General features: G+C 62.4%; 11 protein-coding genes. 6 read left to right on the top strand and 5 right to left on the bottom strand.

Annotation, left to right across the window (positions count from 1 at the left end; translation table 11 throughout):
- Both AC1D35_RS18060 and AC1D35_RS18055 read left to right on the top strand, forming a co-directional pair.
- Positions 1 to 1,164, top strand: a 1,164-nt coding sequence (locus AC1D35_RS18060; protein WP_477939309.1) for a heme lyase CcmF/NrfE family subunit, incomplete at its 5' end; no start/stop codon positions are given.
- Entirely contained in the window at positions 1,161 to 1,616 is a 456-nt protein-coding gene (locus AC1D35_RS18055; protein ID WP_477939307.1) for a cytochrome c-type biogenesis protein, read from the top strand. The genes AC1D35_RS18060 and AC1D35_RS18055, both read left to right, overlap by 4 nt.
- 43 nt (positions 1,617 to 1,659) lie before the next feature.
- Here AC1D35_RS18055 and AC1D35_RS18050 read toward each other — a convergent pair whose 3' ends face one another.
- Genes AC1D35_RS18050 through AC1D35_RS18035 form a run of 4 tightly spaced genes read right to left on the bottom strand, consistent with a single transcriptional unit; the run spans position 1,660 to position 3,332 of the window.
- Complete coding sequence (locus AC1D35_RS18050; protein WP_113311499.1) at positions 1,660 to 2,049, bottom strand: DoxX family protein; 390 nt, start codon at positions 2,047 to 2,049, stop codon at positions 1,660 to 1,662.
- Positions 2,046 to 2,462, bottom strand: a complete 417-nt coding sequence (locus AC1D35_RS18045; protein WP_113300905.1) for a VOC family protein — start codon at positions 2,460 to 2,462, stop codon at positions 2,046 to 2,048. Before AC1D35_RS18045 ends, AC1D35_RS18050 begins: the two co-directional genes overlap by 4 nt.
- Positions 2,463 to 2,467: 5 nt before the next feature.
- A complete protein-coding gene (locus AC1D35_RS18040; protein WP_113300906.1) occupies positions 2,468 to 2,944 on the bottom strand; it encodes an SRPBCC domain-containing protein in 477 nt (158 codons plus the stop codon).
- 40 nt (positions 2,945 to 2,984) lie between these two features.
- Positions 2,985 to 3,332 (bottom strand): metalloregulator ArsR/SmtB family transcription factor, encoded by a 348-nt coding sequence (locus tag AC1D35_RS18035; RefSeq protein WP_113311498.1) that lies wholly within the window; start codon positions 3,330 to 3,332, stop codon positions 2,985 to 2,987.
- A 241-nt stretch (positions 3,333 to 3,573) separates the two neighbouring features.
- Here AC1D35_RS18035 and AC1D35_RS18030 point away from each other — a divergent pair, with 241 nt between their 5' ends.
- The 4 genes from AC1D35_RS18030 to AC1D35_RS18015 all read left to right on the top strand — a co-directional run bounded on the left by AC1D35_RS18030 (position 3,574) and on the right by AC1D35_RS18015 (position 10,489).
- Positions 3,574 to 5,142, top strand: a complete 1,569-nt coding sequence (locus AC1D35_RS18030; RefSeq protein WP_113300908.1) for a Do family serine endopeptidase — start codon at positions 3,574 to 3,576, stop codon at positions 5,140 to 5,142.
- A gap of 159 nt (positions 5,143 to 5,301) precedes the next feature.
- Positions 5,302 to 6,048 carry a response regulator transcription factor gene (locus tag AC1D35_RS18025; protein ID WP_113300909.1) on the top strand — a complete coding sequence of 249 codons (747 nt, stop codon included), beginning with the start codon at positions 5,302 to 5,304 and terminating at the stop codon, positions 6,046 to 6,048.
- Positions 6,045 to 7,451, top strand: a complete 1,407-nt coding sequence (locus tag AC1D35_RS18020; protein ID WP_113300910.1) for a sensor histidine kinase — start codon at positions 6,045 to 6,047, stop codon at positions 7,449 to 7,451. Before AC1D35_RS18025 ends, AC1D35_RS18020 begins: the two co-directional genes overlap by 4 nt.
- Positions 7,452 to 7,531: 80 nt before the next feature.
- Positions 7,532 to 10,489, top strand: a complete 2,958-nt coding sequence (locus AC1D35_RS18015) for a bifunctional [glutamine synthetase] adenylyltransferase/[glutamine synthetase]-adenylyl-L-tyrosine phosphorylase (protein WP_113311497.1) — start codon at positions 7,532 to 7,534, stop codon at positions 10,487 to 10,489.
- A gap of 12 nt (positions 10,490 to 10,501) precedes the next feature.
- On the opposite strand, the gene AC1D35_RS18010 is transcribed toward AC1D35_RS18015, so the two are convergent.
- Positions 10,502 to 12,817, bottom strand: a complete 2,316-nt coding sequence (locus AC1D35_RS18010) for a PAS domain-containing sensor histidine kinase (RefSeq protein WP_113311496.1) — start codon at positions 12,815 to 12,817, stop codon at positions 10,502 to 10,504.
- Between the last annotated feature and the right edge of the window lie 127 nt (positions 12,818 to 12,944).

Genomic DNA, 12,944 nt, shown 5'->3' with positions numbered 1-12,944 from the left:
GCCATCCTCACCTTCTCGCTGTCGCTGATGGGCACCTTCCTGGTGCGCTCCGGTGTGCTGACCTCGGTGCATGCCTTTGCGAGCGACCCGAGCCGCGGCGTCTTCATCCTCTGCATCCTCTTGATCTTCATCGGCGGCGCGCTGGCGCTGTTTGCCTTCCGCGCCCCGCTTCTGTCGGCCRGCGGGCTGTTTGCGCCGATCTCGCGTGAAGGTGCACTCGTCGTCAACAACCTGATCCTGACGGTTGCCTGCGGCACGGTACTAACAGGCACGCTCTATCCGCTGGTCCTGGAAACACTGACCGGCGACAAGATCTCCGTCGGCCCGCCCTTCTTCAACCTGACCTTCGGCCTGCTGATGGCGCCGCTCTTGATCGTCGTGCCCTTCGGACCGCTGCTGGCCTGGAAGCGCGGCGATCTGCTTGGCGCCTTGCAACGGCTTTACGTCGTGGCCGGTCTCGCRCTCGTCGCAGCCCTCGTCTTCTTCTATCTCCAGCATGGCGGCCCGGTCATGGCCGTGCTCGGCCTTGCCGCCGGCCTGTTCCTGATCCTGGGGGCCGTGGCCGATCTCTGGCATCGGGCCGGCATCGGCAAGGTGAAGGCCGATATCGCCTGGCGAAGGCTGTCGGGCCTGCCGCGCTCGGCCTTCGGTACGGCATTGGCCCATGCCGGGCTTGGTGTCACCGTGCTCGGCATCGTCGCTGTCACCACCTTCCAGACCGAGCATGTGGTCGAGATGAAGCAGGGCCAGTCGACGGATGCCGGCGGTTACAGCATTGTCTTCGACGGCATGCAGCCGGCYGTCGGKCCSAACTATACCGAGGACCGCGGCCACTTCTCRATCCGCCGCGGCGGTGCKSAGRTTRCCGATGTCTGGTCGGCCAAGCGGCTCTATACCGCAAGGCAGATGCCGACGACGGAAGCCGGCATCCTGACCTTCGGCCTCAGTCAACTCTATGTCTCGCTGGGCGATGCGACGAAGGACGGCGGCATTGTCGTGCGCATCTGGTGGAAACCGTTCATTCTCTGCATCTGGGGCGGGACGCTGATCATGGCGCTCGGCGGTTTCGTCTCGCTGACCGACCGGCGCCTGCGTGTCGGAGCGCCGAGCCGCAAGGCGAAACCGGCCAAGCCGGCAGCCCCGGCCATGGAGCCGGCGGAATGATCAGGCGTTTCCTCCTCGTCCTGGCGCTGATGACGGCGGCCGCCCCGGCCTTCGCCGTCAATCCGGACGAAGTGCTCTCCGATCCCGCCCTCGAAGCCCGGGCGCGAACACTGTCTTCCGAACTGCGCTGCATGGTCTGCCAGAACCAGTCGATCGACGATTCCAATGCCGATCTCGCCAAGGACCTGCGTCTTCTCGTGCGCGAGCGCATCACCGATGGCGATAGTGACGAACAGGTGCTGAACTACATCGTCTCGCGTTATGGCGAGTTCGTGCTGCTGAAGCCGCGCGTCAGTGTGCGCACGCTGCTGCTTTGGGGTGCGCCGGTGCTGCTGATCCTCGCCGGCGGTGCCTCGCTCGTCGTCTTTGCCCGCAAGCGGGCAGGCAAGCCCACCGGCAGCAAACTCACCGCCGAAGAGCAGGCGAGGCTCGCCGAGTTGCTGGAAAAATAAGAAGCCATTCCGCCGCGACGAACCACGACGGAATGATTGATGCCTATGCCTTTCGGTAGGGAAAGAGCGCCCTGACTGCAGGATCCCGCAGCCACAACCCACCCCACATGAACAGCCCGAGATAGATGCTGAACAGGATATGGCTGAAGAGCGGGCTTCCGGCCCGGATCTGCGTGGCCATGGCGCCGCCGAGCAGGCCCATCATCAGCACAGCGCCGAAAATGCTCGTCTGCGGGATGAGGTAGAGCACGAGGCAGGTCAGCTCGATCAGACCGATCATCAGCACATATCCACCAGGCCATCCGAGCTGGATCATCGTTTCCTCGGCGACGGACAGTCCCAGGAGCTTGGGGGCGATCGATGCACCGAGCATGAAGAGCGCGAAAAGCCCGGTCAGCACGCGACCGGTCCAGACCATGGCACTATCGCTCATCGCCGATCCGCCGGGATCGTATTGACCATCCAGGGTGTGCCGAAGCGATCGGTGAACATGCCGAAGCCCGGCGACCAGAAGGTGGCGTTGAAGGGCATGGTGACCTTGCCGCCGTCCGACAGCGCCTCGAAAACTCGCTTCGTTTCCGCCGCATCCTCACTGTGATAGGTGGCGCTGAAGCCGCCCATGTCTTCCTGATATCCGGGAGGGGCATCGCAACCCATCAGGGACTGGTCGCCGATATCGAGCCAGGCATGCATGATCTTGTCCTTGAAGGACGGGTCTATCTGCATGTCGCCGGGCGCTTCGGCGAAGGTGAACATGCCGTTCAGCTTGCCGCCGAGCACTTTGGCATAGAATTCGAAGGCCTGCCGGCATTCGCCTTTGAAGACGAGATTCGTTACGAGTTTCATGGTCCTCACTCCCTTTGATTTCCTTGAGTTGCAATCCAGCTTTCCAGCCTGCCGAAGGTGCTCTCCCAGCCGTGCCTGTGTCCGGTAAGGCTCTCTTCGGACCTCAGGTCCGCATGGGTGAAATCCATTCGCGTTCGGCCATCGGCCATTTCCTCGAAGACGACGGTCACAAGCGTTACGACCGGTTCTCCATCCTCATGCGATCCCTCCCACTGGAAGGTGAAGGAGAGGCGCGAGGGCTCCTCGATTTCCCTGTAGACGCCGCTCTGCCACAGCAGGCTGCCATCCCCGGTATTCTTCAGGCATGCCCTGTATGTGCCGCCGATGCGCAGATCCTGCACGACGCTGACCGCCGGCCATTCGACAGGGCCAAGCCAGGCAACGACCATTTCCGGCCGGGTCCAGGCAGCCCATAAGAGGGCACGCGGTGCATTGAATATCCGTTGCATATGCAATGTGGGGCGCGAGAGCTGATCGGCCATGATATTCCCCTGTCGTGATTTGAAAATATGGGGCCGACATTCAGTTGCGGGGGCCGCTGTCGTCCGCTTTCTGGATCTTCTGAAGGTAGCCGTCCAATCGGTCGAAGCTCGATTCCCAGAAGCGCCTGTATTGCTCCAGCCAGTCCGCAATGCTCTTCATCGTTTGCGGTTCGAGCCTGGCCGGTCGCCACTGGGCTTCCTTGCCGCGGCTGATCAGCCCGGCCTTTTCCAAGACCTTCAGATGCTTCGAAACCGCCGGAAGGCTCATGTCAAAGGGGGCTGCGAGCTCGTTGACCGAAGCCTCTCCTTCGGCCAGCCGCGCGATGATCGCCCGGCGCGTGGGGTCTGCGAGGGCTGCGAAGGCGGCGCTCAGAGTGTCGGTCTGCATGATGGGCCTCGTATGTAACTATTAGGTTAAATACAGGACGCAGTCTCAATTGTCAACCGATCGGTTAAATACGGTCCGGCAATTGGTCTCGCCCCTTCGGCATGCAACCAAAGAATATCAGTACATTACGAATTTTTCATCGGCCGGACAGTTCGTAGTAAGGTGCGGCGTCCTATATCTCGGTCATCACAGATCCGGCACCGCCGGAACGAAAGTCTGAAAAAGAAGAGAAGGTGCTCTCATGCTGAAAAATTTCCGCGGACGTCCGTCCCTTAAAACGGTGCTTCAGGCATCCACCGTTGCCGGTCTGGCAGCCGCAGTGCTTGCAACCGGTATCCCTGTCGAGATCTCCCGTTCCTATGCCGAGGCTGTCAATGTTCAGTCGCCTTCGGTTCCGAGCTTCGCCAATGTCGTCGACGCCGTCTCCCCGGCCGTTGTTTCCGTCCGTGTCGAAAGCCGCGTCAAGCCGGCATCCGATGATGGTGATGGTTTCTCTTTCGATTTCAACGGCCGCGGTTTTGATGATCTGCCCGACGCTCTGAAGCCGTTCTTCCGCCAGTTCGGCGAGCAGCAGAACCGCCAGAACCAGGAGGGTCAGAACCAGCAGCGCCGCTTCGGCCATCAGGGCGAGGGCCGTCTGCGCCCGGTCGCTCAGGGTTCGGGCTTCTTCATCAGCGAAGACGGCTACGTCGTCACCAACAATCACGTCGTTTCCGACGGCTCGGCATTCGTGGCCGTCCTGAACGACGGTACCGAACTCGACGCCAAGCTGATCGGCAAGGATCCGCGTACCGACCTCGCGGTGCTGAAGATTGATGGCAAGGGCCGCAAGTTCACCTACGTGAATTGGGCCGATGACAACAAGGTCCGCGTCGGCGACTGGGTCGTCGCCGTCGGCAACCCCTTCGGCCTCGGCGGCACGGTCACGGCCGGCATCGTTTCGGCCCGCGGCCGTGATATCGGCTCTGGTCCCTATGACGATTACCTGCAGGTCGACGCAGCCGTGAACCGCGGCAACTCTGGTGGACCGACCTTCAACCTCAATGGCCAGGTCGTCGGCATCAACACCGCGATCTTCTCGCCGTCGGGCGGCAGCGTCGGTATCGCCTTCGCAATCCCGGCCTCCACCGCAAAGGACGTTGTTGCCGACCTGATGAAGGATGGTACGGTTTCGCGCGGCTACCTCGGCGTGCAGATCCAGCCGGTCACCAAGGATATCGCCGACTCGCTGGGCCTCTCCGAAGCCAACGGCGCTCTGGTCGTTTCCGCACAGGAAGGCACACCGGGCCAGAAGGCCGGCATGAAGACGGGTGACGTCGTCACCGCCGTCAATGGCGAACCTGTCAAGGATGCCCGAGATCTCAGCCGCCGCATCGGCGCGATGACGCCGGGCAGCAAGGTCGAGCTTTCGGTGTGGCGTTCCGGCAAGGCCCAGTCGGTCACCGTCGAGCTCGGAACGCTGCCCGCTGACCAGCAGGCTTCTGCCGGAGATGACAACAGCCCGCAAGAGCCGGCCCAGCCGCCGGCTTCCGAAAAGGCGCTTGCCGATCTCGGCCTGACCGTCGGCCCGTCGGATGACGGCAAGGGCCTCGCCATCACCGGCATCGATCCGAATTCGGATGCTGCCGACAAGGGCATCAAGGAAGGCGAGACGATCACCTCGGTCAACAACCAGGACGTTTCCAGCGCCGATGATGTCGTCCGCGTCATCAACCAGGCCAAGAAGGACGGTCGCACTCGCGCGCTGTTCCAGATCCAGTCGAAGGACGGCAGCCGCTTCGTCGCGCTCCCGATCAACGGCCAGGGCTGATCTTCTGGCCTCAGAAAGCCGGAGCCGCGCCAGCGTAAATGCTGCGCGGCTCCAGATTCCTCAAGTCTGCCAATCTACCCAATTTTAAAGCTGCCCAATCTTCGAATTTGCCCAATTCTCCAAATCTGCCCAATTCTTCGAATCTGAAGGACGACCGCGATGGCCCCCGCACAACAGGAAGACGCTTTGAGCCTTGCCGAAACGCAACCGGCGGGTAATGTCGGCCGCATGAAGATTCTCATCATCGAAGACGATCTGGAGGCGGCGGTCTATCTCACGAAAGCCTTTCGCGAGGCGGGCATCGTTGCCGACCATGCAAGCGATGGCGAAAGCGGTCTCTTCATGGGGTCGGAGAATACCTACGACGTCATCGTCATCGATCGCATGCTGCCGCGCCGCGATGGTCTCTCCGTCATCAGCGAGCTGCGCCGCAAGGCCATCCACACGCCCGTTCTCATTCTTTCTGCCCTCGGCCAGGTCGATGACCGCGTAACGGGTCTCCGCGCCGGCGGCGACGATTATCTGCCGAAGCCTTATGCCTTCAGCGAGCTGCTTGCCCGCGTCGAAGTGCTTGGCCGCCGCAAGGGCACGCCGGATCAGGACGTCGTCTACCGTGTCGGCGATCTCGAGCTCGACCGCCTCTCCCATGAGGTCCGCCGCGGCGGCAAGGAAATCCCGCTGCAGCCGCGCGAATTCCGCCTGTTGGAATATCTCATGAAGAATGCCGGTCAGGTCGTGACCCGCACCATGCTGCTGGAGAATGTCTGGGATTACCATTTCGATCCCCAGACCAATGTCATCGACGTGCATGTCTCGCGCCTGCGCTCCAAGATCGAGAAAGACTTCAGCCAGCCGCTGCTGAAGACGATCCGAGGTGCGGGGTACATGATCAAGGACGAGGGATGAGCCGTTTCTGGGTTCTCTTCAAGTCCACTGCAGTCCGCCTTTCGGCCCTTTATATCCTGCTTTTTGCCATCTGCGCCGCAACGCTCGTCTTCTATGTGACGGCGATGTCCGAGCGGCTGCTGACCGGCCAGATCCGCGACGCGGTTGCCCAGGAAGTGACGCAGGTCCAGCGCGCTTATGATGCCGGCGGCATGAACCTGCTGCTGCGCACGATGGAGCGCCGTGCCCGTCAGCCGGGCGCCAATCTCTATCTCATTGCTGGTCCCTCGGGCGATATCCTCGCCGGTAACGTCGCCTCCGTGCAGCCGGGTGTTTTCGAGGAGCAGGGTTGGACCTCGGTGCCGTTCATGTATCAGCGCTACACCGATAGCGGTGTGGTGCGGCATACGGCGATCGCCAACATTTTCGTCCTCGACAACGGCCTGCGGGTGTTGATCGGCCGCGACCTGGGAGAACCGGAACGCTTCCGCGTGCTGGTGCGCCAGGCGCTGATGATCGCGCTCGCCATCATGGGTCTCGGCGCCATCATCATCTGGTTCGGCATCGGCCGCAACGCGCTGAAACGCATCGATCGCATGTCGGATGCCGGCAAGAAGATCATGGCCGGAGATCTCTCGCAGCGCCTGCCGGTCGGCGGATCGGGCGACGAGTTCGACCGTCTTTCCGTCTCGCTGAACAACATGCTGGAACGCATCGAGAAGCTGAATGAAGGCCTGCGGCAGGTCTCCGACAATATCGCCCACGACTTGAAGACTCCGCTGACGCGCCTGCGCAACAAGGCCGCCGATGCGCTTGATATCGAGGATGGCGAGGTGCGCCGCAGCGCTCTGGAAGGCATCATCTCCGAATCCGACCAGTTGATCCGTACCTTCAATGCGCTGCTGATGATCTCCCGTGTCGAGGCGGGTTCCGTCGCCGCCGAAATGTCACCGATCGAACTGTCAGCCATCGTCGCCGACAGCGCCGAACTCTACGAGCCGGTCGCCGACGAAGCGGGCATGGCGCTGACCTCCGAGATCGACCCCGGCATTGAGATCCAGGGCAATCGCGAACTGATCGGCCAGGCGATCTTCAATCTGCTCGACAACGCGATCAAATATTCCGCCGATACGGAAGGGGCAGGCTCCGTCTCGGTGAAGCTCAGCCGCCGTCCCGACGGCTTCTGCCTGTCCGTCGCCGACCACGGACCGGGCGTCCCGCCTGACCGGCGCGAGGACGTAGTGAAGCGCTTCGTGCGCCTGGACGAAAGCCGCTCGAAACCGGGCACCGGCCTTGGCCTCTCGCTGGTGGAAGCGATCATGGAGCTGCATGGCGGCACGCTGGAGCTTTCGGACACGGATCCCGGCAACGCACAACGCCCCGGCCTGACCGTCAGCATGGTTTTCCCCGCTCGCGCAGCCTGATTCCTTGTCATTTTCATATTGGCGCTTTCACGCCGGCACCCTAGTTTAAAATCGCATTGCGGCTATGCCAGGGAGAGCGAATGCTGACGAAATCGAAGCACGGCCTGAAGGATGTCACCGAGGGACTTCTGCGGCCGTTGAACCAGACGGAACTGAAAGCAGCACTCGTCGACCTCCAGGAAATCGGCAGGAGCGAGCCTGTTGTCGCCGATATGCTGAAGGCCGAAGGACCGCTTCGCGATTTCGTCGCCGCCGTCTTGACCCTCTCTCCCTACCTGCGCGAGATCGCCAATCTCGATCCGGCAATCCTTGCCTCCGCCATCAGCGATCCGCTGGAACCGCAGATCGAGGCGCTGATTGCAGAGGCGCGCGATTGCTGGAAACCGGACAATGAAGGAAGCGCGCCGGGTGAAGGCCAGGTGATGAGCAGGCTGCGCATCATCAAGCGCAGGGTGGCCTTCCTCACAGCACTTGCCGACCTCGCCCGCATCTTCGACGGCAAGGCGACGACCGGCTGGCTCAGCGAGCTTGCAGAAGCCTCAGTCGCAGCGGCGATCGATCATCTGCTGTTCTCCACCCACGAAAGCGGCAAGCTGAAGCTGAAGAATGTCACGGCACCCAGCGAAGGCTCCGGCCTGATCGTTCTCGGCATGGGCAAGCTCGGAGCGTCCGAGCTCAACTATTCCTCCGACATCGACCTCGTCGTCTTCTTCGACGAAGAAGCCGGCATCGTGCCGGACCCCGATGATGCGATCGAGATTTTCCCGCGCATGATGCGGCGGCTGGTGCGCATCCTGCAGGAGCGCACGGCGGATGGTTATGTCTTCCGCACCGATCTGCGGCTGCGGCCGGACCCCGGCTCGACACCGCTCGCGATTTCCGTCGATGCCGCCATGATCTATTACGAGGGCAGGGGGCAGAACTGGGAGCGGGCGGCTTTCATCAAGGCCCGCGCCGTCGCCGGCGATCTGCCGGCAGGCGAGCAGTTTCTGCGCGGCCTGGTCCCCTTCGTCTTCCGCAAATATCTTGATTATGCGGCGATCGCCGACATCCACTCCATCAAGCGGCAGATCCACGCCCATAAGGGTCATGGCGCCATCGCGGTAAAGGGCCACAACGTCAAGCTCGGCCGTGGCGGCATTCGCGAGATCGAATTCTTCGTGCAGACCCAGCAGCTGATTGCCGGCGGTCGTATGCCCGCACTGCGCTCCCGCGTGACAGAGGAGACGCTGGCAGAGCTCACCAGGGCAAAGTGGATCGACGCGGAGACGCGCGACGAACTGACGGAGGCCTACTGGTTCCTGCGCGATGTCGAGCACCGCATCCAGATGGTGCGCGACGAGCAGACCCATCTTCTGCCGGAGACGGACGCAGAATTGAAGCGTATCGCCTTCATGATGGGCTTTACCGACACGCCGAGTTTTTCCGAGCGGCTGGTGGAAGTGCTGAAAGCGGTCGAGCACCGTTACGCCGACCTCTTCGAACAGGAGACCAAACTGTCCGTCGGCACAGGCAACCTCGTCTTTACCGGCCAAGGCGACGATCCCGATACGCTGGAAACGCTGAGGAAACTCGGCTTCGAACGCCCTTCGGACATCTCTCGCATCATCCGCACCTGGCACTATGGCCGCTATCGTGCCACGCAATCGGTGGAGGCGCGCGAGCGGCTGACGGAGCTGACGCCGGAGCTTCTGCGCGTCTTCGGCGAAAGCAAGCGGGCGGATGAGGCGCTGCTGCGCTTCGACAGCTTCATTTCCGGCCTGCCATCAGGCATCCAGCTCTTCTCGCTGCTTGGCAGCAATCCGGCGCTGCTCTCCCTCATTGTCAACATCATGTCCTCGGCGCCCAAGCTCGCGGAAGTCATCGCCGCCCGCCCGCATGTCTTCGACGGCATGCTCGATCCCGCCCTGATGGCCGAGCTGCCGACACGCGACTATCTCGGCGAGCGCCTGGAGGCTTCGCTCGTGCAGGCCCGGCACTATGAGGAGGTGCTCGACCGGCTGCGCATCTTCGCTTCCGAACAGCGCTTCCTGATCGGCATCCGCCTGCTGACGGGCGCGATCAACGGCGACATGGCCGCACGCGCCTTCACCCATCTCGCCGATCTCATCATCAAGGCGGCGCTCGACGCGGTCATGAATGAGATCCGCGTGGCACATGGTGATTATCCCGGCGGGCGGATCGCCATAGCAGGCATGGGCAAGCTCGGCAGTTTCGAGCTGACGGCCGGCTCCGACATCGACCTTATCCTGCTTTACGACTACGACGATTCCGCCACCGACTCCGATGGTGCAAAGCCGCTCGATGCGACGCGATACTTCACCCGCATCACCCAGCGCCTAATCGCCGCCTTCTCCGCCCCGACGGCTGAAGGCGTGCTCTACGAAGTCGATATGCGCCTTCGCCCCTCCGGCAACAAGGGACCGGTCGCCACCCGCATCAATTCCTTCGGCAAATATCAGCGCGAAGAAGCCTGGACCTGGGAGCACATGGCGCTGTCGCGCGCCCGGCTGATCTGCGGCGATCAGAGCCTGATCGGCGAAGTGGAAGGCATCATCGCCGACGTGCTTCAGGCAAAACGCGATATCGCCAAGGTGGCCCATGACGTCACCGAGATGCGTGAGCTGATCGAGAAGGAGAAGGCGCCGGAGAACGGCTGGGATCTGAAGCTCATCCCGGGCGGCGTGATCGATATCGAATTCATCGCCCAATATCTGGCGCTGATCGCGCCGGCAAAGGGTGTCGAGATTACGGTGAACGGCTTGACGACAGGCGTAGCCTTGAAGGCGCTCGGCGACAAGCTGATGGCCTCCGCCGACCTCGATACCTGCCTCGAGGCATTCACGCTCTACACCGAGCTTTCACAACTCATTCGCCTCTGCATCGACGGCCCCTTCGACCCGAAGGAGGCCCCCGCCGGCTTGATCGAACTCGTCTGCCGCGCCGGAGACTGCCCTGACATCAAGACGCTGGAGGCTGAAGTGAAACGGCTTTCCAGGGCGGTGCGTAAGGTTTTCCAAGCGGTGGTGAAGGCCTAGCGCCTGGTCACCTTAAGCATGATCGGGAATGCGCAGCGAGATCACCGTCCCGACGGACTCGCGGGAGCGGATTCTCATGCTGCCGCCGTGCAGATTGGTCAGCGAACGGGAGATGGCGAGGCCGAGGCCCGAGCCGCCCTTGCTTTTGGCATACTGGCTCTGCACCTGCTCGAAGGGCTGGCCGATCTTGATCAGCGCTGTCTGGGGAATGCCGATGCCGGTATCGGCAATGGTGACCATGACGCCATCTGCGACGCGGCGGGTGCGGACGGCAATGCGCCCGCCCTCATTGGTGAACTTGACGGCGTTGGAGAGCAGGTTGAGCAGCACCTGCTTCATGGCGCGGCGGTCGGCCATCAAGGTCATGCCCGAGGAGATGCGCTGCTCGATGACGATGTTCTTCTCTGCCGCCGGAATGGCGGTGAAGCGCAGGCTTTCCTCGATCAACGGTGCAAGGTCGGTGCGCTCGCGCGACAGCAGCATGTGGCCCGCCTCGATCTTCGACATGTCGAGAATATCGTTGATGACGTTCAGGAGATGCTTGCCGCTGTCATGGATGTCGCGGGCATATTCATTGTACTTGGCCGAGCCGAGCGGGCCGAACATCTGGTTCTGCAGGATCTCCGAGAAGCCGAGGATGGCGTTGAGCGGCGTGCGCAGCTCATGTGACATGTTGGCGAGGAATTCCGACTTCGCCTTGTTGGCTGCTTCCGCGCGTTCCTTCTCCACGAGATAATTGGAGTTGGCGGTGGAAAGCTCGGCCTTCTGTGATTCCAGCGTCTGGCGCGAGGCGGAGAGATCGTTGATCGTCGCCATCAGCCGGCGCTCGGAATCGCGCAGGCGCTCCTGATGGCGCTTCAAAGGCGTGATGTCGGTGCCGACCGATACGCGGCCGCCATCGCGGGTGCGCCGCTCGTTGATCTGCAGCCAGCGCTCGTCGGCAAGCTGCACTTCCGTCGTGCGCGAATAGCCGGAGCCGTCGGCATCGGCAATGCGCCGCTCGATGACGGGACGCGCCGCGGCAGAGTTGACGGCCGTGCGCTCGGTGCCGGGCACAAGCACGCTGTCGGGAAGCCCGTAGGCCTGCTGGAAATGCGCGTTGCACATGACGAGCCGGTCGTTCTTGTCCCACAGCACGAAGGCTTCCGAGGTACATTCGATGGCATCGGCCAGACGCTGGTCGGCCTCGGCATAACGCTGCGCCAGGCGATGCTGCTCGGTCACGTCCATGGCGATGCCGATCATGTGCACACGGCCGGAATGGCTGCGGATCACCTGGGCGCGGGCACGCATCCAGACATAGTGGCCAGCCGCATGGCGCATGCGGAAGATCTGGTCCACCTGGCCGGAATCGCCCTTGGCGACGGCGCGGGCGATCTCGTGCAGGCCATTGTCTTCCGGATGCATGAGCCGCGCCGCATCGGCAAAGCCCATCGTCTTGTCGGAGCCGGCAAGCCCGAGCATGTCGTACATCGAGCGCGACCAGAAGAATTCGCGGTTCTGGAAATCGAAATCCCAGAGGCCGCAACGACCGCGCGACAGCGCCGTCTCGACCCGCAGATTGGATTCCAGGAAGATGTCGTCGGCATCGCGCGCCCGTTTCACCTGCATGTAGTAGGCGTAGAGGACAACGAGCAGGATGGAGGAAATGCCGGCAAACAGCGTGACGTTGAGTGTCAGCTCCTCGCGCCAGAGACGGTTGATGTCATTGAGCGAGATGGCGGAAATGATGTAGCCGCCGGCCGTGCCCATCAGGGCGATCTCGGCATAATGCAGTTCGCCGCCGATGCTCGTTTCGATGACATCGGTGCGGTCGCCAAAGCGGCGGATGGCGGAGATCTCGGGAAAAAGGGTCGAGACATCGGCGCCGACATAGGAGGCGCCGGCCGCCGTCGCCGCAAATACCTTGCCGCTTGCCTGGACCAGCAGAACGAAGGCGCCGTTTTCCAGCCGGTCCTGCGGCAGGAATTTCGCAAGACGCGCCTGTGCCCCGGCGGCATTGCCGCCATCGAAGAGATCGGTCGCATCGGAAAAGACGGCGGCGGCGGTTGCAGCGGAAAGCGCCGTCGCATGGCGCGCGGAAGCCTCCATGCGGGTATATTCGCTGACCATGCCGAAGAAATGCGAGGCCGCCACGACAGCAAGAAAGGCGACGATCAGAACCGGGATGGTGCGCTTCAGCAGAAGCTCCGCCTTTGGCAGGTGGCGCAACAAGGGTTCAGGAGCCTTTGCGGCCTGACCGGACAGGCTGTCGCGCCAGGCTTTGAGCCCGGCAAAATCGACACGCAGCCGCCCTTCGGCCGCGGTTGCCCGCCGCACGTCCATCATCTCTGAACCCTGTCCCTCGTGTGATTCGCGCGCCGCTCGCTCGAACTACACCTAGAGAATCATGCGTGATTCGCCTTGTCCATAGCTGGCGGTAAAAATTTATTAACTATTTGTGATTGCTGGTTTT

The sequence above is a fragment of the Rhizobium sp. P1_E6 genome, assembly GCF_056405875.1.
Note: the sequence above shows the minus strand (reverse complement) of the source record. Positions and strands in the feature narration are given on the sequence as shown.

Bases quoted from the DNA above. Each gene is read 5' to 3' on its own strand.
- AC1D35_RS18055 (WP_477939307.1), top strand. From the start codon at position 1,161: ATGATCAGGCGTTTCCTCCTCGTCCTGGCGCTGATGACGGCGGCCGCC.
- AC1D35_RS18050 (WP_113311499.1), bottom strand. From the start codon at position 2,049: ATGAGCGATAGTGCCATGGTCTGGACCGGTCGCGTGCTGACCGGGCTT.
- AC1D35_RS18045 (WP_113300905.1), bottom strand. From the start codon at position 2,462: ATGAAACTCGTAACGAATCTCGTCTTCAAAGGCGAATGCCGGCAGGCC.
- AC1D35_RS18040 (WP_113300906.1), bottom strand. From the start codon at position 2,944: ATGGCCGATCAGCTCTCGCGCCCCACATTGCATATGCAACGGATATTC.
- AC1D35_RS18035 (WP_113311498.1), bottom strand. From the start codon at position 3,332: ATGCAGACCGACACTCTGAGCGCCGCCTTCGCAGCCCTCGCAGACCCC.
- AC1D35_RS18030 (WP_113300908.1), top strand. From the start codon at position 3,574: ATGCTGAAAAATTTCCGCGGACGTCCGTCCCTTAAAACGGTGCTTCAG.
- AC1D35_RS18025 (WP_113300909.1), top strand. From the start codon at position 5,302: ATGGCCCCCGCACAACAGGAAGACGCTTTGAGCCTTGCCGAAACGCAA.
- AC1D35_RS18020 (WP_113300910.1), top strand. From the start codon at position 6,045: ATGAGCCGTTTCTGGGTTCTCTTCAAGTCCACTGCAGTCCGCCTTTCG.
- AC1D35_RS18015 (WP_113311497.1), top strand. From the start codon at position 7,532: ATGCTGACGAAATCGAAGCACGGCCTGAAGGATGTCACCGAGGGACTT.
- AC1D35_RS18010 (WP_113311496.1), bottom strand. From the start codon at position 12,817: ATGATGGACGTGCGGCGGGCAACCGCGGCCGAAGGGCGGCTGCGTGTC.